Raw genomic sequence first — 21603 nt, 5'->3', positions numbered from 1 at the left:
TACGCCTCCTGGTTAGCTACGCACTATAGGCGTCTCGGCCGCGGAAACAGCAACGCGGGAGTTGCCTCCCGCGTCACCACTTTCCTTGGCAGAAAGAGGTGGGTTACTGCTTCTTCTTGTCGTCGTTGACTTCTTCGTACTCGGCGTCAACCACGTCATCGTCCTGCTTGGTGTTGGCTTCTTCAGCGCCTTCACCACCCGCCTGGGCCGCTTCTGCCTGCTCGGCGTACATCTTCTGCGCCAGCTGGCCGGAAACTTCGGTCAGCGCATCCAGCTTCTTCTGGATGTTATCCTGGTCATCGGTTTTCACCGCTTCTTCCAGCTCGGCGATGGCGGTTTCGATGGCCTGTTTCTCGTCATCGGTCGCCTTGTCGCCCGCTTCTTGAACGGTCTTGCGAGTGGCGTGAATCATGCCATCCGCTTGGTTACGCAGCTGCACCAGCGCTTCGAACTTTTTGTCTTCGTCCGCGTGGGCTTCGGCATCACGTACCATTTGCTCGATCTCTTCATCGGAGAGGCCGCTGGACGCTTTGATGACGATGGACTGCTCTTTGCCAGTCGCCTTGTCTTTAGCAGACACGTTTAGGATACCGTTGGCGTCCAGGTCGAAAGCAACTTCGATCTGCGGTACACCGCGCGGTGCCGGCGGAATGTCGGCGAGGTCGAAACGACCCAGCGACTTGTTCTGCGACACTTGCTTACGCTCACCCTGTACGACGTGAATGGTCACGGCCGTCTGGTTATCATCCGCGGTCGAGAAGGTTTGCGTCTTCTTGGTCGGGATGGTGGTGTTCTTGTCGATCAGCGGCGTCATCACGCCACCCAGGGTTTCGATACCCAGGGTCAGCGGGGTAACGTCAAGCAGCAGAACGTCTTTTACGTCGCCACCCAATACACCGCCTTGAATCGCAGCGCCCACGGCAACCGCTTCATCCGGGTTCACGTCTTTACGTGCTTCTTTGCCGAAGAAGTCAGCCGCTTTCTTCTGAACCATCGGCATGCGGGTCTGACCGCCGACCAGGATCACTTCGTCGATTTCAGAAGCGGACAGGCCTGCATCTTTCAGCGCCATTTTGCACGGCTCAAGCGAACGCTGAACCAGCTCTTCTACCAGCGACTCCAGCTTGGCACGGGTCACCTTCACGTTGAGGTGTTTCGGGCCAGTGTTGTCGGCAGTGATGTAGGGCAGGTTCACATCGGTCTGCTGCGCGCTAGAAAGCTCGATTTTGGCTTTCTCGGCGGCTTCTTTCAGACGCTGCATGGCTAGGTTGTCGCCAGACAGGTCGATGCCGCTGTCAGATTTGAACTGGTCAACCAGGTAGTTGATCAGCGCCAAGTCAAAATCTTCACCGCCCAGGAAGGTGTCGCCGTTAGTAGCCAACACTTCAAACTGGGTCTCGCCATCAACGTCGGCAATTTCAATGATTGAGATATCGAAAGTACCGCCACCCAGGTCGTAAACCGCGATGGTTTTATCACCACGGGTCTTGTCCATACCATAGGCAAGCGCGGCAGCAGTCGGCTCATTGATGATGCGCTTAACGTCTAGACCGGCAATACGGCCCGCATCTTTAGTGGCCTGACGCTGGCTATCGTTGAAGTAAGCCGGAACAGTGATGACCGCTTCAGTGACCGGCTCGCCGAGGTAGTCTTCGGCGGTTTTCTTCATTTTCTTCAGCACTTCCGCGCTCACCTGCGGCGGTGCCATTTTTTTGCCTTTTACTTCTACCCACGCATCGCCGTTATCAGCTTCAGCGATTTTATACGGCACCATTTTGATGTCTTTTTGTACAACGTCGTCTTTGAAGCGACGACCAATCAAACGCTTGATGGCGTAAAGGGTGTTTTCCGGGTTGGTAACGGCTTGGCGCTTGGCGGCCTGGCCTACCAGGGTTTCACCATCGTCGGTGTAAGCAATGATGGAAGGCGTGGTACGACCGCCTTCGGCGTTTTCAATGACTTTAGCGCTGTCACCATCGAGCACGGCCACACAAGAGTTAGTGGTGCCCAGGTCGATACCAATAATGCGTCCCATAGCAAAAACCTCGAATTCGGTTGAAACAAAACTGATGTTTTACGCCGCTGTTACTTACTTGGCGTCTGCGGGTTTTCCCGCGGGTTGCCCTTTATTTGGGGGCCGCTTGCAGCATTTCAAGGGCTTTTTTTACTGCGTTGCGTCAACGCGGCTTAATTCGCTTTTTGACTGACGACCACCATGGCCGGGCGCACGAGGCGTCCGTTCAGTAGATAGCCTTTCTGCATTACTTCCATCACGGTATTGGGATCTAGCTCTGGGTTCGGCACCATCGCCATGGCTTCGTGTACCTGCGGGTCGAAGGGCTCGCCGTGGGGCTCAATGCTCTCGACGCCAAACTTGCTCAGCACGTCTAGCTGCATTTTTAACGTCATGGAGACACCTTCAAGGTGCACCTCGGCGGCATCGCCTTGCATGCTTTCCAGGGCTTTCTCCAAGCTATCCACCACAGGCAGCAGCTCTTTGACGAATTTCTCAAGGGCAAACTTGCGCGCTTTCTCGGCTTCTTGCTCAGCCCGGCGGCGTACGTTTTGAGCTTCAGCGGCCGCGCGCAGCGCTTGGTCTTTGGCTTCCGCTAGGCTCTGCTCCAGCTCTTCTACCTGGGCGGCTAGCACATCGGCTTCGGGGCTACCGATACTGCCTTCTAGCGGGGCATCATCGTCAATCAGTCCTTCCAGTTCGCCTTCTACCAAACGCTCTTCTGCAGACTGATCCGTCACTTCTGCTTCCTGCTCTTGGCGTGCCAGCTCATCTTCCAACGGGGTTTGCGGTTCTTTTGCCATGCCTTGCTCCTGAAATAAGTAGCGGTGCCGGTGGCGGCCACCTGAGTTAAGTAGCGGGTATTAACCACGTATGCAGCCTATATGGGGGCCATAAAAGCCATCTCAAGAGGGGCATTGAAGTGAGTTATCGACTACTGTATAAAACAACAATTATTGGATAAGTATCCAGCTTCTGTGCCGCACCGCCTCAGGAGGCCTTATGCTTACGCAGCTAGCGATCCAAGACTACGCTATCGTTGACCGCCTTGAACTCGACCTAACCCGTGGCATGACCGCCATTACGGGCGAAACTGGGGCGGGTAAATCCATTTTGCTGGGTGCCTTGGGCCTCTGCCTGGGTGAGCGCGCCGATGCTAGTAGCGTGCGCCATGGCTGTGAGCGCACCGACCTCTCCGCCCGTTTCGATATCCAGCACCTGCCCGCCGCTACCGAATGGCTGGTGGCCCGCGAACTGCCCGCCGACGAGTGCCTGCTGCGCCGAGTGGTGACCGCCAACGGGCGCTCCAAAGCATGGATTAACGGCCATCCAGTGACTATCGCGGATTTAAAATCCCTGGGTGAGCAGCTGATTCAAATTCATGGCCAGCATGCCCACCAAGCCTTAATGCGCGAAGAAACGCATTTGGCGCTGCTGGATGACTACGCCGGTTTACGCGAACGCAGCCAACAGCTTGCTGAAACATTCCGTGAATGGCGCAACGTTCGGCGGCGGCTGAAAAAGCTCAGCGAAGAGGGCAGCGAAGTAGAAGCCAAGCGCCAGCTGCTGCGCTACCAAGTCGAGGAGTTGGATCAGTTGGGCCTTGCCGAAGGCGAGCTGCAAACGTTAGAAGAGGAGCAGCACACCCTGGCCCACGCCGAAGAAACACTGCGCGAAACCCAGTTTGCCGCCGACTGCTGTGAAAGCGATGAAGGCGGTGCGCTGTCGCTACTCAACCAGGCCTACGCCCACCTCAGCGCCCTACCCGGCAGCGATAAAGGCACGCTTGCCAATACGCTCACCATGCTCAGCGACGCCCGCATTCAGGTAGAAGAGGCCGCCAGCGAGCTGCACCGCTTAGCCAGCACCACTGAATTAGATCCTGAGCGCTTGGCGTGGGTGGAAGAGCGCATGGGCGATGTACACCGCATTGCCCGCAAGCACCACGTCGCCCCAGAGGAGATTTGCGCGCTGCACGCCCAGCTCAAACAGGAAGTGGCACAGTTGGAAGCCAGCGACGATGATTTAGAAGCCCTCAGCAGCCAAGTGGCCGAGTACCGCGAGCGTTACCGCAGCGAAGCCAAACAGCTCACCGAAGCACGCCAAAAGGCCACCGTACATCTAGGCAAAGAGGTGCAGCAACAGCTAGCCTTCTTGGCCATGGGCAAAGCGCGTTTTGAAGTGGACGTTACCCCACGCGAAACGCCCTCACCGGAAGGGTTAGACCGTGTTCAGTTTCTGATCAGCGCCAACCCTGGCCAGCCCGCACGACCACTAACGAAAGTTGCCTCTGGCGGTGAGCTGTCGCGCATCAGCTTGGCCATTCAAGTAGTGGCAGCTTCGCATTCGACGATTCCAAGCCTAGTGTTTGATGAGGTCGACGTGGGCATCTCAGGGGCAACGGCAGAAATTGTTGGCCAGTTGCTACGCAAACTGGGAGAAAACGGCCAGGTAATGACCGTGACCCACCTACCCCAAGTGGCCGCCCAGGCGCACCAGCACTTACATATTGAAAAACACGCCAAGCGAGACACCACGCTGACCCATATGGCGCTACTGGACGAGCGCGGCCGTATCAGCGAACTGGCGCGAATGCTGGGGGGCGTAACGCTTTCCGACCAAACGCTGGCCCACGCGCGGGAAATGCTCCACGCCAGCCAGCGCCTGCCTCACTGATCCACCAAACGGGCGCGCCCTACCCCAAGCCCCCGTTGAATACAAAACGCCCCCAGAGCGCCAGTGAGTATTCGCTGGCACCCTGGGGGCGTTTTTTACGCGGCTATTCGCTTTAACGATTCACTATTTGCGATTCGTTGGGCCGCTATCCTGGCGTGTAACGTCAGACCCGCGAGGGCGTACGTACAGCACCAGAGCATGGTCCACTAGCTCGTAGCCGTGCTCTTCGGCGATCTCTTGCTGGCGACGCTCGATGATGTCATCGACAAATTCGATGATCTCACCGCTTTCCAGACACACCATATGGTCGTGGTGGTCTTCTTGGGTCATCTCGAATACTGCATGGCCACCGTCAAAGTTGTGACGAATCACAAGGCCCGCTGATTCAAACTGAGTCAGCACGCGGTAGACAGTTGCCAGGCCAACATCCTCGCCCGCATCAATCAGTGTTTTATACACTTCTTCTGCGCTAAGGTGGTGTTGACCCGAAGCATTTTCGAGAATCTGCAGGATCTTGACGCGCGGCAGGGTCACTTTCAGCCCGGCTTTGCGTAGTTCATGGTTCTGATCGGCCATGGTTGCTCTTCGCAGTAACAGGTTAGGTCGGGTATCATCGACCGAAACCACGATAGTGAAGAACAGGCTCAAATGCAAAAATTGACTCGTATCATTACCCTTTCCGTCGCCCTGACCGTTGTCAGTGGCTGTAGCTATGTCGGCGTTTATAAGCGCGACATCCCCCAGGGCAACCTGATCACCCAGGAGATGGTCAGCCAGCTCCAGCCGGGCATGACTCAAGAACAGGTGGCCTACGTAATGGGCCGCCCACTGCTGGAAGCGCCCTTCGACTCCCGCGAATGGGACTACGTCTACCGCATCGATAAAGCCTATGAAGGTGTTGAGCAGCGCCGCGTCACGCTCACGTTTGATGACGCGAGCCGACTGGTCAACATTGAGCAGGAGGGAGACCTATCCCGCGACCTGCCGGTGAGCACAGACCGCGGTATGGGGCCAGCCGTTGAAGGTGCCGACCCGCTAGATGCACTGCCCAGCCAGCGAACGCCCACGCCGGAAACCGCCCCCGAGCCGCAGCCGACCATCACTGGCGAGTAAGCGCCAGGCTACTGCTCTTTGGCCTGACGCTTGGCCCGCTCTAGGCGGGCCGCCTTCGGGTCGATCTGCAGCGGGCGATACACCTCCACACGGTCGCCCTCGCGCAGCGGCTCTTTTTCCGGGTGGCGAATGGCCTTGCCAAAAATACCCAGCGGCGCCTGTGCAAAAATGTCGCTGGGCACTTCTTGGAACAGGCTGGGTAAATCGGCCATCTCGACCGCTTGCCGTGCGGTAGTGCCTTCCGTTACCGCGAGTGCGACGATGCGCTGTTTGTGCGGTAGAGCAAAGGCGACCTCTACCTTCAGCAGGTTATCGGCCATACATCTCGTCGGCGCGCTTGGTAAAAGCATCTACCAGCTGCCCAGCAATTTGCTGGAACAGCTTTCCAAACGCCATGCTGAGTAGCCGGTTGGCAAACACAAACTCCATTTCCAAGCTCACCTTGCAGGCATCTTCGCCCATGGGCGTAAACAGCCATCGCCCTTTCAACTGCTTAAACGGCCCTTTTACCAGCGACAGCTCGATGCGTTCGGGGGCAAACAGGTCGTTACGAGTGGTGATGGTTTGCTCCACCCCGGCGCGCCCTAAGGTCATCTCACCAATGAGATGGTCGGCGTCGTGCTCAAGCAAACGCGCACGTCGGCACCCCGGTAGGAACTCGGGGTAGCGTTCGAAGTCATTGACCAAATCGAACATTTGTTGGGGGGTGTGCCGCACCAAGGCGGTACGATTAACGGTTGGCATTGACCTCTCCGCTGACTTCACAGTGCCCAAAGCGTATCATGGGAAACATTTTTTCAGACCTTGAATGGTATCACGCCTCCCCACATAACGAAGGGGGATGCTACTGACAGATCAACGATGAGGTTCCATGGCCACTAAGAAAGGTAACAGTAAGGGCCCCGGCAGCAGTGTCATTGCCCAGAACAAGAAGGCACGGTTTGAGTACCATATCGACGAAACCTTCGAAGCGGGTTTAGCGCTGGCTGGCTGGGAAGTGAAAAGCCTGCGTGCTGGTAAAGCGCAGCTCACCGACACCTACATTTTAATTCGCAACGGCGAAGCGTTCCTGCTGGGCAGCCATATCATGCCGCTGAACACGGCCAGCACCCATGAAATTGCTGACCCCACGCGAACTCGTAAACTGCTGCTTCACCGTAAAGAGATCGCCAAAATCTTTTCGGTCACCCAGGACAAGGGCCACACTTGTGTACCGCTCAAGCTCTACTGGAAGCGCAACAAGGTGAAGTGCGAGCTGGCGCTGGTGACCGGTAAGAAAATCCATGATAAGCGGGCCACTGAGAAGGACCGCGACTGGAATCGCCAAAAAGGTCGAATTATGCGGGAACATAACAAGGCATAACTGGTCAATTAGCGATGAGCACGTTAGAATGCGGCTCTGACTAAGGGGGCGACATGGTTTCGACGCCGGTGACAAACCCTGCGGTGCATGCCGAGAGCGTGATGTATCTCGTAAATACCACATCACGAAAAATAGTCGCAAACGACGAAAACTACGCTCAAGGCGCGCTGGCAGCTTAAACCCTGCTAGCTTCTTGTCTGGCCCCAAGGTGATGTGCCTATTCATCACTGCGGGGATATGAGCTAAAGCTGATAGGACCGCGGTTGGCGGTGTCTTCTCGTCAACCGTTAAACTTTAGAAGGCTCGCGTGGCTGAATCCTGACCGTCGGAGTCAGTCGCGCTAAAGCAAATGACGGAATCTAAGCATGTAGAGCCAATGGGCGCGTGCTGGCGGACGCGGGTTCAATTCCCGCCGCCTCCACCAGACACCCCTACAAATCAAGCACCTACGGGTGCTTTTTTTGTTTATTAGCCATCCTATTAGCCATCCCCTGAGGTGATAGTTTGCACCTATTCTATCCTGTAAGCAGGTGAGCTTAACATTCCACGTCACGCCCACGACACGAACACACTTTGTCCGCTTTTTTTGTTTTCAAGCTGGTGACACCGCTTACATTTCTGCTGGCGCCGAAAGGTTCCAGCAATAACCGTAAACCGAACGGTTAGAAAAAATGTCCCTACTTCCCGGTTCCGCCTAGTTTCATGCCCCCCCCCTAGCTGCTATGCAGGACAACTCTCAAGCAACATCGGAAAGTCCTTCTCCGGCCTACACCTTTAAGGCTTTTTGTAACCACCATGCAGCTCTATTTGGACTTCTCCAGCAAGACCCATAGCGTGCTAACAGCATCGCATCTGCTTGTCTCCCACACTCCAATGTCGGATGTTCTCCATGGCCACGTTCTGAAGAAATTCCCAGTGTCCAAGCTAGGTCACCAAACAGCTCGGCGGGACTCAAAATTCATGACATTGTAATAATGTTAAGGGGTGTATGGTGGAGTTTCCATGCGGACACAAGCTGCATGATGAGCAGTAGCAAAATAGCTCCCCCTAATTTCGATTATCATATTTCGGTCTATGTTATGTTGGGCATAAATACCGTTCTTCGCATCATTTTTGCACGCTATCAAGCATAGTTCGTAGAGCCTGTTTCTCGTGTATTGCGAGAAAGGTTCTAACACTCGATGGAGCTCAGAGCTGTATATAAGGGCTATGGGACACACACAAACGAATGAAAATTACTAATATATGAACCTATTTAACCGAAAGACCCTTCAGCGCCACCTTTCACCAGCCACCATACCTGCTAGCCACCTGGAAGCGCTTGAGGGATGGAAAGACTTAATTCTCTCCAAACGAATTCGACGTATCAAAGAAACCTCCCTACATGGCCAATTTACTTCCCAAATTGTGGAGGGAGTGCTTGGATACCACGGCCCTGGACAAAGCGCGGAATACACCGTTTCGTCTGAACAAGGAATATTACGAGGAAGTGTTGACCTAGCTCTTGGCCACTTCGGAGGCACTACCCCAGATATTCTGGCTCCCTTTGAATTGAAAGGCGCCGATACACGCAACCTTGATGCAATCATGCCGGGCCGGAATAAGAGTCCAGTACAACAGGCATGGGAGTACGCTGTGAATGCAAGGGGGGTAAAATGGGTGCTTGTCTCAAACTATATTGAGCTACGACTGTACGGGTTTGGGGAAGGCACCTCTGATTATGAGATATTTCAACTCGATGAGCTCACAGATCCCCAGGAATACGCTCGATTCATGCTGTTATTGTCTGCGGAGAACCTACTATCAGGCCGCACACTTGAACTTCTAAAAGAAAGCCAACGCGAAGACAAAGACATCACCGAAAAGCTCTACCAAGACTACAAAGATCTTAGGCAGAAGTTAATCGCAGCAGTAAACGTAGCAGAAGAAAATATTGCCCCGCTGGAAGCTATTGCCATAGCTCAGAAAATATTAGACCGCGTGCTTTTTATAGCATTCGCGGAGGATACAGGCCTTCTTCCTCGTGAAACCCTGTCAAATGCGTTTAAGAGCCACAACCTGTATAACCCCAGCCCAGTTTGGGATAATTTTAAGGGACTCTTCGATGCAATCAACTTAGGCAATAAAGAGTTGAAAATCCCGCGCTACAATGGCGGATTGTTTCGTCCGGACGAAGTTATCGATAACCTGTCTCTGCCCAACACTGTTTGCGAAGGGTTCAACATCCTCGGTGATTATGACTTCGCTTCAGAGGTCTCAGTCACTGTATTGGGCCACATCTTTGAGCAGTCCATCACAGATGTCGAACGCCTCAAAGCCGTAGCACGAGGTGAAGCGGAAGAGCCTGTGAGAGGCTCAGGTACCAGCGGGCGGAGAAAGCGTGATGGAGTAATTTATACGCCTGATTATATCGCTCGTTTCATAGTGGAGGAAACACTCGGTACACACTTTGAAGAAACCTTCAAAAGCATTATTCAAGAATACGCTAAGAAGGGTGCAACGCTTTCTGATTACGCCAAAATACCTTGGCGCCGAAAAACAGCGGAGCTTGAAGCATGGCAGGCTTATCGTGAGTTTTTAAAAACATTGCGTATCGTCGATCCCGCATGCGGTTCTGGCGTTTTCTTAATTATGTCTTTCGACTTCCTAAAGTCAGAATTGACGAGAGTAAACAATAAAATCAATAGCTTAGAAGGAAAAGATGGGTACACAGAGGATCTTTTTGATCCTGATAGCGAAATTCTCACGAACAATCTTTTCGGTGTGGACGTAAATGCCGAAAGCGTGGAGATTACCAAGCTTTCACTCTGGATAAAAACAGCGAGGCAAGGCAAGGTACTCGATAGCCTTGATGGAAATATACGCGTGGGCGATAGCCTAATTGAAGATAGCAATTTTGCTTACCTCGAACATGGGTTCACTTGGGCCAATGCCTTTCCAAAGGTATTTTCAGAAGGTGGTTTTGATATCGTTCTTGGAAACCCACCGTACGTTCGAATGGAGTTACTTAAGACACTTAAGCCGTACCTAGAAGCCCGATATAGAGTATCTTCGGATAGAGCAGACCTCTATTGCTACTTTTATGAGCAGGGCCTTCGCCTCCTAAAACCAGGTGGACGGATGGGCTACATCTCTTCAAATACTTTTTTTAAAACTGGATCTGGAAAACCACTGCGCAACTACCTGCGTAAAGAAGCAACAATTGAAACTATTGTAGATTTTGGCGACCTTCAGATTTTTAAAGGTGTGACTACTTACCCGGCCATATTGACTATGAAGAGCAGCCCTCTGCCGGAGGGACATGAGCTGCGTTTTTGGAAGGTAGACCGATTACCCGAAAACAACTTTCATGCCACGTGGGAAGCAGCAGCGGGTCTTTATCCGCAAGATGCGCTTGGATCTGGCTCTTGGGAATTGGAAAATCCAGCGCTTCGCTCTCTTCGAGAAAAAATCAAGGCTGATAAGAAGACACTCAAAGAATGTTATGGCTCTCCTCTTTACGGCATCAAGACGGGTCTGAACGATGCTTTTATCATCGATACTCAAACTAAGGAACGGCTCTGCACTCAAGACTCAAGGTCAGCCGAATTACTTAGGCCGATTCTTAAAGGCAATGAACTATCCCGTTGGAGAACCGAGCCAAAAGGTAACTGGATAATTTACATACCTAAAAAACGAGTAAAAATTGACGACTACCCAGCAATCCGAGATTGGCTTTTGCCGTTTAAGGAGAGACTAGAGTCACGTGCTACTAAGCAGGAATGGTTCGAGCTACAGCAAGCCCAAGAAGCGTATATCCCTGCTTTTGAAGCTCGCAAGATAGCGTACATAGAAGTTTGCAATCGCGGACCATTTTCATTGGAAAAAAAAGGCTACTACCAAGAAGCAACCACCTTTCTGATTCCCAGCGACGACTTAGCTCTTCTAGCACTACTTAATTCTAATGTGGCATGGTTTTTCTTTACAGGAGCAACTACGGTATTTCGTGGTGGCTATTTTAGGATGAAAAACCAGTTTGTAGAAATTCTGCCTATCCCAGAGATATCTAATGTAAAAGAAAAAAAACTTTGCAAGTTTGCGCAGCAGGCACAGGAGCTAGCAGAGAGACGCCTTGAACGACAAATAGAACTAACGCGAAGAATACCTGACCTATGTCCTATAGGTCGTGAGCCAAAAATGAACACTAAACTTCATGAATGGTGGACTCTACCCGACTTCGCGGCCTTCCGGGCTGAGGTAAAGAAAGTCTTCAAGAGTGACATTCCTCTTTCTGAAAGAACTGAATGGGAAGACTGGATCAATCGCAACAAGGCTGATATTTCCCGCCTTACATCTGAGATTGCTCAAGTTGAATCCCAGATAAATAGTCTTGTATATGACCTCTTCGAGCTCACAATCGACGAAATTGCATTACTTGAAGCTTCAATTTAGGCTCTGGAAAAGCAATTTTTCCTAGCTTATAAAAAAGAGGGGGTGTGGCCAATGCTACGGTGCCACACCCAACTAACTCCCGGTTCCATCTCTTTTCTCGCCCCCCGGGGGTATGTCCCTACTTTTTAAGAAAGCCAATTAGAATAAAAACGCCGAAAGCCCCTATTACAGGTGCTTTCGCTAATTTTAAGAGTTTCCAAATTTTCGAGTAGCTGACGATTTACAGTTCAAAATTAGCGATAAAATTTATCATTATCAGGTTTGTAAGTTTGGTGGGTTTGGTTGCTCTGGTTGGTTAGATTTTCCCTGTTTCGCTATGGGTATCTATAAAGATTCTGATATGCCTATTTCATGACGGTAGAAAACAGACTCACCAGACCAACCAAAGCAACCATATCAGTCAGCGGATGTCAGACGTTCTCAATTACCCACGCGGCAATGCCTCCCCGACCATTACGGCGGCGCAAGCGCTTACCGTTGACCACGCGGTCAGCCCGGAACTTGAGCACGTTCCCCACGGCGCGGGTCGTTAGCTGCCTTGCTGTCTTGAACTCGCTTATAGTTTCCGCCAATGCCTGCTTTTCTTCAGGGTAGTGGAAGTCTTTTAGCTGGGGGTCGTGATAGCTGTCATGGATACTCTTCACCTCCTTAGCGGTGAAGGGGTCGCTACCAAACACATCAGCCAGCGAGCACAGCAGCGCGTCTAACTGTTCCTGCTCGGGGTCAGCCGCTTGGGCAGCGTCTACCGCTTCCATCGGGTCGGCATACTCTCCCAGCAGGTCAAAATGACGGGCTACCCATGCCACCGGCTGCCTTACCATCAAGTCCCATTCTTCAAAGCTAGCCATCTTCCCCGGTGCTGGCGCATCACTAGATGCCAGCCAGCCACGAATAACGGTTAGGGCATCGGCTATAATGCGTTGGCGGTAGTGCTGGCAGTAGGCTTCGGGATTCAAGTCGAATTGACGGGCAAAGGCTCTATCCGTTTCCGGGTCAATCCGGCACTTGAGAACGCGGCGCGGTAAATCCCCGGCCAATGTCAGGTTGTTACCTGTCAGCAGCCACAGCGCCTTATTAGGCACGTTGGCATGGCCAGTTCTGCCTAGTATGCGGTCGCTGTAATGCTGGGAAGTCAAAGCGCCAGCCAGGGCGGCGCTATCAAATACGCCAATGACGTTATCCCAGATAACAGCACGGGCACCGGTCATCAGTATGGTCATAATACGCTTGCGGATTTCTTCATCATCGCGGGCATGGGTATGCGGCCATATCGTGGGCACCTCTCCCAGCGCCAGCACAGCCACGCACTTGGCTAGCAGGGTCTTACCGCTGCCTTGGGTGGGTGCATCAAAGCCAACGGCTGGCGCGGTGGGTAGAACGGGGCGGACGGCGGCTGTCAGCAGCGCAGCAAGCAAAACGCCCTTATCCACGGAGCCTACTAGCGGGAAGTCGGCAAACGGCAGCATCAGGCGTTCTAGCGCTGTTTCAACTTGCTCCCCGGTCGGGTGCATGGGCACCGGGTGGATTTCGTCGCCTTCCGCTTCCAGTAGCAGGCCGGTAGCTTCATCAAAGCCGGGACGGTTCAGCAGCGAGCCATCAAGGCGCAAGGTAGGCGCGGTGATAATCGCGCTAAGGCTTTTGAGTTGGCGGCGCTCCCCAAGGGATAGCAGGGCCTTTGCCACGCTTACTGGGGGATCCTCTAGCACTTCCGCGTGATCCCCGTTATTCAGCTTATGCCAGCGCCAAAATTGCGTAGCACCGCCTAGCCAGTGCTTTAGCGCGTGTTCATCCAGTGGGTAAACGCGGCCATCGGTAGCGTTCACCAGCGGCCCACCAAAGTCGAACACATCAGGGGCGCGGCGCATAATGCCAAGCACCTGCTCCACTGCTTCCACGGTACGCCCTTTAACTAGCTCCACGCGCGCGGGTGGCCTGCTCAGCTTGTACGCTTTGCCACCGTGTGCAAACGAATACAGACGCGGGCGGGCACCCATCAGGTACAGCTTGCCCACCGTCTTACCGCCTTGGTATTTCGGTTCGATGGGGTCAAGCGTCAGGCTGTTGTGGTAACGGTCGGGATTATCTAGCACATCCCCCACGGTTAGCGCTTGCTGGCTGCCATTGTCAGCCACCAGCATGATGGGAAAGTCCCCGGCCAAAACAGCATGACTCAGGGCGCGGCTCATGGTTTCCCGGCTCTGCTCTAGGGTTTCGGCGCTGGCGTCACTGCCTGCCATTTCGCTGGCGCGGGTTTCGATATAGTCAGCCTGCACCATATCGGCCTCAGACTTAGCGGCAAGCATGGCTGCTACCCTGTTCTTTTCAGCAGCAGCCAAGGTGCTGGGATCCGGGTCGGGAATTACCGCTTGGGTATCCAGCACAGCCACACCACCACCAACGGACACCGGCTCGCCTCGCTGTTGTGCAAGCGGTAGGATACATTCAGCACCGGCGGCAAAATCCAGGCGGTTAGCTTGCCAAACGCTGGCATCTAGCAAGGTACGCTTCAGCCGTTGACCAGCCGCGCCCACGTCTACCCAGCCATGGCCAGCGGCCCAAAGGTAGGTTTGCAGCGCCTTACCGGCCCGCTCAATATCACGGGCATCCAGCGCCAGCCAATACAGCCTTTGGCCACGCAGGCCGGTTAAATCGTCGCCGGTTTCCGTGTTCACGATATGGCTAGACGATGAAGGCCACCACAGCGCGGCAACGTCAGCCAATGCAGGCACGGCTTCATGAAGGCAAGCCAGCAGGTCATCACGGGAAAGCGTGTTAGCACTATCGCCGGGGTCATAATCGGCCATCATGACGCCAGCGCCAGCAGGCCAAGAAAAATGCTCTTTGCTACGGGGGATAGGATCATCAGGGCGGCCCGCTTCCAGCCAGCGGCGCTTAGATACCAGCCCGGTATTCAACCGCTCAGGGCGGCCATAGGCCAGTGCTTGGTTGGTCTTGAGTGATTGCAACAAGCGGGCAAAGGTCGCCAGACTATCCACGCTGTAAACGGTGGCGCTACCTTGTGACATATCCCCGCCGGGATCCTTCAGCAACTCACCATCATCAGCCAGCCGGTAGCACTTGGTTAACCGTGCCGGTTTCGTTGACGTGATAATGGTCAGGGCGGCGGTAACGGTGCTATTCTTTTCGGGTGAAGTAATACCTTGAGCCTCGCCAGTGGTTGCAGCCACAGCGGGGCTATTTTCTGCGCTAGTCATCAAGATTGCCTCCCTGCTCAATCACAAACGCCATCAGCTTGGCGCGTTCCTCTCGGGTGGGCGTATAGCGGCCATGCCATGACGGTTCCCCGTCTTTTGTCGTGAACGGTACGCGGTCACAATTCAGGTCGATTTCCAGCTTGCGGCGCAACTCCCCAATGAAGTGAGGGCCATTACTGGCTGGCGCTATCCGGTCAGCCTGTTCACGGGTTATGGGGCCTTTAGCTAATGCGATAGCCAATCGAATTAAACGCGGACTCATGGCACTACCTCCCCGCGTTGCTCCTCCCAAGCTTCGAGGTCTGCTAAGCGCCAGCGGGTACAGTTAGGGCCAAGGCGGTGTGGTTTCGGGAAGTCAGGGCGTTCACGCGCCCAACGCCATACGGTGGGGACTGATACCGCTAGGCGGGCGGCGGCTTGGCGAACGGTCAAATAAGTGTAGGGGGTCATGCTTCACCTCGTATCGTGTGGGTACGAGGTGAATCGTGAAGCTTCATTCGAGCATTTTGGTGTAAATACAGTTATGTAAAATGTATTAGGCAATCACCTGAATTTTTTTTCATAGGCATCTAATGCATCACCCAACAACCGTTTAAGCTTTTCCTCACCCATGCCTGAAACATTGCCAGCCTGAGTTTCCATAGCCTTGGCAATCTGAGTGCAATTCGGCTTCTCCCCCCACTGATATTTATGCTTATCTGTACCAGTATAGGCAATCACTTCTGTGAGAAGCCCAAGCGCTTCCAGAGCCTTCACCTCATCACTTGAACGTTTTTGCTTCTCTCCTTCCCCCGCTTCAGAGCGAAGTTCTGATACGAAACTTTCCAAGTCCTCTCTTTTGAAAAGCCAATCTTTTGGCGCTGGCCTTGCCGGTCTTTCAGGAAAGCTCTTTCCACTCGGCGTGCTGACATACTGGTGCGCCGGAACAAAAGCCTCGCCACTATCTAAATCTTTCACATACCATTCAGACACTTCCGAAAAAGCAACAGACTGAGGAAGCTGGTACTTCCCACTGAGGGTACACTCTGTATCGTATACATTTACTCTCATCCCAAGAATAGGTGAAGGTGGAGCAGGGTGTTGCTGCGCAGGAAAAATGCAGTAAAAATCGGCTAAAACACCCTCCTCAACTAGGGGCCATGCCGGCATAGAAATATCTACAAAGATTGGAAAATCACCCGATTTAGCACATTCAGCCACTTGCTCGACAGATACCGCCTCACCTAGCTCAATACTCAAAAGCTGAGCAGCCATATCCACTGTATGCCACTGACTACGCTTCAAAAGAGTTTTATACAGACTCACGTTTACACCTTGGCTAGAAAATTAATCGTCAACATCCCCTACTCGACAGTTAATATGCCATAAGAGGCTACAACTGTATGGAACATCAGTCTGAAACGCATAATCCCAACAAATAAGTCCTACGGATTCATAACTCAGCTCTTTGGCGAATCGACGTGACACTGGCGCTGGCTTTGGCCGGTTCTGCGCAATAGTCAGCCCATGCCTTCATCAGCTTGGTACGCTGGGGCAGCAATTCATCACGGGCATAGGCGGCGCGGGTGGCGTCGCTGTTGACGTGGGCAAGCGCCAATTCGCTTACCTCATCGGGATAGTTTGAACGGTTGCGCGCCCAATCCTTAAACGCACTACGGAAACCGTGGGGCACCACAGGGCGGCCATCGGTGGGATCCGTGTATTGTTCGCCGCCTTCCTTCTCTTTGGTGGCGTTCATCCGCTTTACGGTGGCTAATATGGTTACGTCGCTGATTTTGCCACCACGTACCGCCGGGAATATCAATGACTGGCCTTGCATACGGGGCAGCGACTCCAACAGGGTAACGGCGGCGGGTGATAGCGGTATGCGGTGGGGCTTGCCTGCCTTCATGCGGTCAGCGGGGATAGTCCATACCTTGGCGCTCAGGTCGATTTCATCCCAGGTAGCGCCACGTATCTCACCAGACCGGGCGGCGGTCAGAATGGCAAACTCCAGCGCCCTAGCGCCCATGCCTTCACGGGTGCGTAAGTCTTGCAGGAACTCGGGGACACGCTGCCACGGCAAGGCTGGGAAGTGTCGCTTGCCTTTTCCTACTTTGGCGGGCTTAGCCAGCACTGCATCAAGGTTGCCTTGCCAGCGGGCCGGGTTATCACCATTGCGATAGCCACGCACAGTAGCCCACGCCAGCACGCTCTCAATACGCTGGCGAACACGGGTCGCGGTTTCGGTTTTCTTTTCCCATATTGGCTCTAGTGCTTTCAGGACGTGGGGCAATTCCACATCACCAACGGGCAATTCCCCGATATGAATAAAGGCGTAACGCTTTAGCGAGCTAATCCAGTCTTTACGGTGCTTGGCGTTTCGGAACTCTTTTTCTTTGGTAGCGTGATACTGTTCAGCCGCTTCCCGAAACGTCAGGCGCTTGGCTTGGGCGGCAATATGGGCGGCGCGGGCGGCTTGGCGCTCTGCTACCGGGTCGATACCTTGCGCCAGCTTTTCGCGTAATTCTCGGGCCTTGTTGCGGGCGTCACCAAGGGAAACGGCGGGGAAGCTCCCCAGACCAAAGCCACGGCGGCGCTGGCCTACCATCACTCGCAATACCCACGAACGCCCACCACCGGGGCTAACTTGTAACAGCAGGCCGGGGACACCACCAACGGGGTGGAAACCGGGCCGGTCTATCCGCCTCACTTCAGCCGCGCTTAACTCTTTCGCTACCTTTGGCATTACCCCTTCCCCCCTATACGCCATCCCATTAGCCAACCTATTAGCCATAAAAAATAGCATAGGGTGATATTAGGCGATACGGGGCAAGATAGCAAAAAGCAATAAATACAATGCCTTCAATGGGTTATGACTTCAGAATGGTATGGCATGATACAGCATACAGGTGGACGCCGCCTCCACCAGACACCCCTACAAATCAAGCACCTACGGGTGCTTTTTTTGTGCCTGCCGTCTGAAAACGGCCTGTTTAGGCAGGGTTTATGAGCTCTTCGCCTTGCCCTTCCACGGGCTTGTTGACCAAGGTGCTTACAGGCCAGTGCTCAATCAGATCCGCATCCAAATGGTGGACCATGCTGCGAATAGTCTCCCGGTCTGTAAGATCAGGCGCTAACCAGTGTTCAAGGCTAGCATCGTCGAGGATCAGCGGCATGCGGTCATGTACGTCTGTAGCGCTGCCTCGGGCTGGTTCAGTGATGATTGCACAGCCTAGGCTGCCATCCTCACGCTCCGCAAAAATGCCGGCGAAGAATAGTGGTTTTCGGTCTTTACGGCAGAGGTAATGTGGCTGTTTGGGCTTGGTGTCTTTAATCCATTCATACCAGCCATCTGCGGGTATCAAACACCGATGCCTAGCGAAAGCTGACTTAAAATAAGCATTAGTGGCCACGGTTTCTACACGCGCATTGATCGGCTGATTCCCCGTGCTTTTGGCCCACCTCGGGCGATACCCCCACCACATTTGGTCAATCACCGGCGGTTCGTTCTCTGAAGCCTGACGCACGGCAGTAATCCACGTGCCGGGAGCCACGTTGTAGCGAAATACCACCTTTTGTTCCGGCACAGAAGCACCAACCTTTCTGGCCAGCCGTTCTAACGGGGTGAATAATGCGAATCGTCCACACATAAGGGAAGCATAGCCAATAATCATTACTTCGCAGCCGCCCTTGTGCGCCAGTTCAGCGCTTTTTGCACTACGTGCATACATAAAGGCCTTCTTGGGGGGCTGTGCAGCTCTCATGAAGCCAGCTAATGTTAGAGGCTTACGCTTGGCAAATGGCTGAGTGGATCAATAAGGATATGACACATGCTGTATGGGTTGAGCTTGCTGGCCGGTATTGTGCTGTTATTTCTTGGGGGTGAGTCGTTAATTCGCGGCGCCGTGGCGGGTGCAAAGCGCATGGGAGTTTCACCGCTGCTTACCGGCCTAGTGGTGGTCGGGTTTGGTACGTCTGCCCCTGAACTGGTGGTGTCGGTGGACGCGGCAATTAGAGAGCAGCCTGATATTGCCGTGGGCAATATCGTGGGCAGCAATATCGGCAATATTTTGCTGATCCTGGGGCTGTGCGCGGTGATCTGCCCAATGAATGTTCATCCGTTAGCCTTGCGACGGGACGGGGTCGTTGTGGTCGCCGCCAGCCTGCTGTTTATCGTTTTAGCCTGGAGCGGTGCCCTAGGCCGCTGGGAAGCAGCGCTATTACTCGCAATGCTCACCGCTTATCTTATGTGGGCCTATTGGACTGAGCGCAACCAGTCACTGCCAGAAGCGCAAATGCACAGCGCTGAAGCCGAGGAGCTTTCGGCTATTCCTAGCTCTACGGCGATGATTATTGTCGCCCTAGTGCTTGGCCTTATCATGCTGATCGGCGGCTCGCAGTTGCTGCTGTACGGTGCGATTGGCTTAGCCCAGTCGATCGGTATTTCAGAGGCGGTCATTGGGCTCACCATTGTGGCCGTGGGGACATCGCTGCCTGAAATGGCCGTTTCGGTTATTGCGGCGCTGCGCCGCCACGCCGATGTGGCCGTGGGTAATATCCTGGGAAGCAATATTTTTAACGTGCTGGGGATTTTAGGTATTTCCGCCTTCCTTCAGCCGTTACCGATTGCAGCGCGGGTAAGCCAATTTGATCAGTGGATCATGCTGGGTTCAGCAAGCATTCTGCTGCTGTTTCTCTACACCGGTATGCGACTATCACGCTGGGAAGGTGCCGCGCTGCTTGGTGGCTACGCGGCTTATATTGCGCTGAGCTTTACTATTTTTTAAGCAAATGGCTCGGCCGCGATGTGGACCTGATTACGACCGGCACTCTTAGCCTCGTAGAGGGCATCATCAGCTAGGCTAAGCAGTACTTGAGTATCGTCGCCGTGATTAGGGTAGGCGGCGATACCCATCGAGCTTGTGACGTTAAGCTGCTGGTCATCAGCTACCTCAATACGCAATTGCTCAATGCTACTACGCAGATGCTCAGCTCTGAGTAAGGCGATGTCGAGTGTGGCGCCAGGCATAATCAGCGTGAACTCTTCACCTCCATACCGACATATTAAGTCCTCACCTCGCAGCGCACGCTTTAATAGCTCGCTGACTGCCACCAGCACTTTGTCACCCGCCGAGTGGCCATGTTTGTCGTTGATACATTTAAAGTGATCAAGATCGAGCATAATCACCGCTAACGGCGCCTGCTCGCGTTTTGCACGGCCCAGCTCGCGCTGGATACTTTCTTCAAGGTAGCGGCGGTTATAGAGACCGGTTAGCGGGTCGCGTACTGATTGCTGCTGCAACCGCTCGCGCAATTGAATATTCGCCAAACTTAACGATACTTGCTCGGCCACCGCTTGGGCGAGCTGTTTGCGGTTTTCCCACTCCTTCTGGCGACCCTCAATGAGGCCAACATGCAGTACCCCTAACATGCTGCCATGGGCTGAAAGCGGCGTGCAGTAATGACCCCCCCCTACGTTATCAATGTGGGCACAAATAATTTCGTGATTTATCTGGCCGCTTATCTCATAAGGTTTGCCGCGCCGCAGCGCCCAGCAATCCCCTTCAGCCAAACGCTTACTTTCTATGGTGTCAGGCTGCCCCCAACTCACCACTAGCGGATAGTGTTCGCCTTTTTCTTCGTTTAAAAATAATGCACCTGACGTGGTAGTAAATAGGCTGGGTAGAATCGACTCTAATACCAGAATCGCCTCATCGCGACGGTGGCAGGATTGCAGCATCTCTACCAGATGATTCATAGCCAGCATCTCTTTTGTGCGGCTCGCCACCATATCATCGACTCGCTGGGCAAGAGAGTGGCGAGCTTTCTGCTCTTCACTAACCATCCCCTCCAACCGCTCTGCCATTTGGTTAAACGCCCGGGCCATTTCTGTTAACTCGTCTTGGCCAATTTCAGGGGCTCGCGTACGCCAATCCCCCTCAGCCATACGTTTAGCTGCCTGAGTAATGCCATTGACGGATAGCGAGGTTTGGTTAGCTAACAGCAACCACATCACCAACGCGGCCAGCACGGCGCTACCAAAACCTACAATGGCAATCAAATTTGCCCGATGACCAATTATCACGCTTTCCTGCTGTTTGCTCTGGAGCTGCAAATTGGCCGCTTCGGTCAACTCATTCATTAACAAACGGAAACTGTCTACCAGCTGTTTGCCACGCTCTAAATTCTCGACATCAGGCGTGCTGATGCCGTTTCGAAGGCGTTCAATAGAGATCGTGGCTGCCTCGCGCTGCCAGCGCTCAAACAAATTACCTGCATTGTTGAGGCGCGAAAGCTGCTCTGGCTGGTCTTCAACCATTTGCACCAAACGGTCAAACATTAAGCTGAAAGAGGCACTAGCCTGTTCATACGGTAAGAGAAACTCCTCCCTACCGGTTAATGCATAACCACGCTGACCTGTTTCTGCATCTACAAAGCGCAATTTTAAGCTGTTAGCAGAGGCAATAATGGCTTGTTGCTGCAGCATTTGCGAAGAGGCACTGAGACTACTTTGTAGCGCCAGATAGAGTGCCACGCCGCTGGCTAGTGTCATGCAGAGAGGAATCGCAGCCCCTAGCAGCATCTTTACAACGAACGTACGACGCATACGCGTTAATCCTTAGCGAAGCAGCTCAAGTCAACCGCCATCAATTTTGCTGAGACTAACACGCTTGTATGTAACAGTATGAGGCACTCCCTTATTATTTGATAAATAGCTATGCCGATCATTCCTGGCGTATACCCTCAGGCAACTCAATGCCTGTTTCGTCGTAGTAACGCAGTGCTCCAGGGTGAAGGGGAGTGCTCAA

Annotated in this window: 17 protein-coding genes and 1 other RNA gene; 6 read left to right on the top strand and 12 right to left on the bottom strand. The window is 53.5% G+C overall.

The genetic code is table 11. The annotated features are described in order from the left end of the window. Nucleotides 1-103 precede the first annotated feature (103 nt). Together dnaK and grpE are read right to left on the bottom strand one after the other, a co-directional pair. Entirely contained in the window at nucleotides 104-2035 is a 1932-nt protein-coding gene (gene dnaK / locus ACIGG6_RS08795; RefSeq protein WP_253501965.1) for a molecular chaperone DnaK, read from the bottom strand. 152 nt (nucleotides 2036-2187) lie between these two features. Beyond that, the gene (grpE, locus tag ACIGG6_RS08790; RefSeq protein WP_399843968.1) at nucleotides 2188-2817 is read right to left on the bottom strand and encodes a nucleotide exchange factor GrpE; all 630 of its coding nucleotides are present in this window, start codon (nucleotides 2815-2817) and stop codon (nucleotides 2188-2190) included. A gap of 199 nt (nucleotides 2818-3016) precedes the next feature. On the opposite strand from grpE, the gene recN reads away from it, so the two are divergent. Further along, nucleotides 3017-4690 carry a DNA repair protein RecN gene (gene recN / locus ACIGG6_RS08785; protein WP_399843966.1) on the top strand — a complete coding sequence of 558 codons (1674 nt, stop codon included), beginning with the start codon at nucleotides 3017-3019 and terminating at the stop codon, nucleotides 4688-4690. A gap of 123 nt (nucleotides 4691-4813) precedes the next feature. On the opposite strand, the gene fur is transcribed toward recN, so the two are convergent. Continuing rightward, nucleotides 4814-5266: a ferric iron uptake transcriptional regulator gene (gene fur, locus ACIGG6_RS08780; protein WP_016915905.1), complete on the bottom strand. Its 453-nt coding sequence runs from the start codon at nucleotides 5264-5266 to the stop codon at nucleotides 4814-4816. Between the two features lie 72 nt (nucleotides 5267-5338). Between fur and bamE the strand changes: the two genes are divergently transcribed. Then, a complete protein-coding gene (gene bamE / locus ACIGG6_RS08775) occupies nucleotides 5339-5803 on the top strand; it encodes an outer membrane protein assembly factor BamE (protein ID WP_399843964.1) in 465 nt (154 codons plus the stop codon). An 8-nt stretch (nucleotides 5804-5811) separates the two neighbouring features. Here the strand turns inward: bamE and ACIGG6_RS08770 are convergent, their stop codons facing one another. Further along, nucleotides 5812-6123 (bottom strand): RnfH family protein, encoded by a 312-nt coding sequence (locus ACIGG6_RS08770; protein ID WP_399843962.1) that lies wholly within the window; start codon nucleotides 6121-6123, stop codon nucleotides 5812-5814. Then, nucleotides 6113-6547 (bottom strand): type II toxin-antitoxin system RatA family toxin, encoded by a 435-nt coding sequence (locus tag ACIGG6_RS08765; protein WP_083023377.1) that lies wholly within the window; start codon nucleotides 6545-6547, stop codon nucleotides 6113-6115. Before ACIGG6_RS08765 ends, ACIGG6_RS08770 begins: the two co-directional genes overlap by 11 nt. A gap of 127 nt (nucleotides 6548-6674) precedes the next feature. Between ACIGG6_RS08765 and smpB the strand changes: the two genes are divergently transcribed. The 3 genes from smpB to ACIGG6_RS08750 all read left to right on the top strand — a co-directional run bounded on the left by smpB (nucleotide 6675) and on the right by ACIGG6_RS08750 (nucleotide 11597). Next, entirely contained in the window at nucleotides 6675-7166 is a 492-nt protein-coding gene (gene smpB, locus ACIGG6_RS08760) for an SsrA-binding protein SmpB (RefSeq protein WP_062360527.1), read from the top strand. 44 nt (nucleotides 7167-7210) lie between these two features. Continuing rightward, nucleotides 7211-7590, top strand: a transfer-messenger RNA (tmRNA) gene (ssrA, locus tag ACIGG6_RS08755). Nucleotides 7591-8411: 821 nt separating this feature from the next. Next, nucleotides 8412-11597 (top strand): Eco57I restriction-modification methylase domain-containing protein, encoded by a 3186-nt coding sequence (locus ACIGG6_RS08750; protein ID WP_399843961.1) that lies wholly within the window; start codon nucleotides 8412-8414, stop codon nucleotides 11595-11597. A 410-nt stretch (nucleotides 11598-12007) separates the two neighbouring features. Here ACIGG6_RS08750 and ACIGG6_RS08745 read toward each other — a convergent pair whose 3' ends face one another. The 6 genes from ACIGG6_RS08745 to ACIGG6_RS08720 all read right to left on the bottom strand — a co-directional run bounded on the left by ACIGG6_RS08745 (nucleotide 12008) and on the right by ACIGG6_RS08720 (nucleotide 18468). Next, nucleotides 12008-14812, bottom strand: coding sequence for a hypothetical protein (locus ACIGG6_RS08745; RefSeq protein WP_399843960.1), 2805 nt, complete (start codon nucleotides 14810-14812; stop codon nucleotides 12008-12010). Further along, a complete protein-coding gene (locus tag ACIGG6_RS08740; RefSeq protein ID WP_399843959.1) occupies nucleotides 14805-15074 on the bottom strand; it encodes a hypothetical protein in 270 nt (89 codons plus the stop codon). The genes ACIGG6_RS08745 and ACIGG6_RS08740 overlap by 8 nt, the downstream gene beginning before the upstream one ends. Continuing rightward, on the bottom strand, nucleotides 15071-15262 hold the full coding sequence (locus ACIGG6_RS08735) for a helix-turn-helix transcriptional regulator (RefSeq protein WP_399843958.1): 192 nt from the start codon (nucleotides 15260-15262) through the stop codon (nucleotides 15071-15073). Before ACIGG6_RS08735 ends, ACIGG6_RS08740 begins: the two co-directional genes overlap by 4 nt. A 93-nt stretch (nucleotides 15263-15355) precedes the next feature. After that, on the bottom strand, nucleotides 15356-16117 hold the full coding sequence (locus ACIGG6_RS08730) for a hypothetical protein (RefSeq protein ID WP_399843956.1): 762 nt from the start codon (nucleotides 16115-16117) through the stop codon (nucleotides 15356-15358). A 127-nt stretch (nucleotides 16118-16244) separates the two neighbouring features. Beyond that, nucleotides 16245-17540 (bottom strand): tyrosine-type recombinase/integrase, encoded by a 1296-nt coding sequence (locus ACIGG6_RS08725; protein WP_399843954.1) that lies wholly within the window; start codon nucleotides 17538-17540, stop codon nucleotides 16245-16247. A gap of 247 nt (nucleotides 17541-17787) precedes the next feature. Next, a complete protein-coding gene (locus ACIGG6_RS08720) occupies nucleotides 17788-18468 on the bottom strand; it encodes an SOS response-associated peptidase (protein WP_399843952.1) in 681 nt (226 codons plus the stop codon). 156 nt (nucleotides 18469-18624) lie between these two features. On the opposite strand from ACIGG6_RS08720, the gene ACIGG6_RS08715 reads away from it, so the two are divergent. Then, nucleotides 18625-19581 carry a calcium/sodium antiporter gene (locus ACIGG6_RS08715; RefSeq protein ID WP_399843950.1) on the top strand — a complete coding sequence of 319 codons (957 nt, stop codon included), beginning with the start codon at nucleotides 18625-18627 and terminating at the stop codon, nucleotides 19579-19581. Here ACIGG6_RS08715 and ACIGG6_RS08710 read toward each other — a convergent pair. After that, a complete protein-coding gene (locus ACIGG6_RS08710) occupies nucleotides 19578-21401 on the bottom strand; it encodes a diguanylate cyclase (RefSeq protein ID WP_399843948.1) in 1824 nt (607 codons plus the stop codon). The two genes, ACIGG6_RS08715 and ACIGG6_RS08710, sit on opposite strands and share 4 nt — an antisense overlap. Nucleotides 21402-21603 lie beyond the last annotated feature (202 nt).

This window comes from Vreelandella lionensis, from assembly GCF_044543515.1.
Lineage (GTDB): Bacteria > Pseudomonadota > Gammaproteobacteria > Pseudomonadales > Halomonadaceae > Vreelandella > Vreelandella lionensis.
This window is presented reverse-complemented; position numbering and strand designations above follow the sequence as displayed.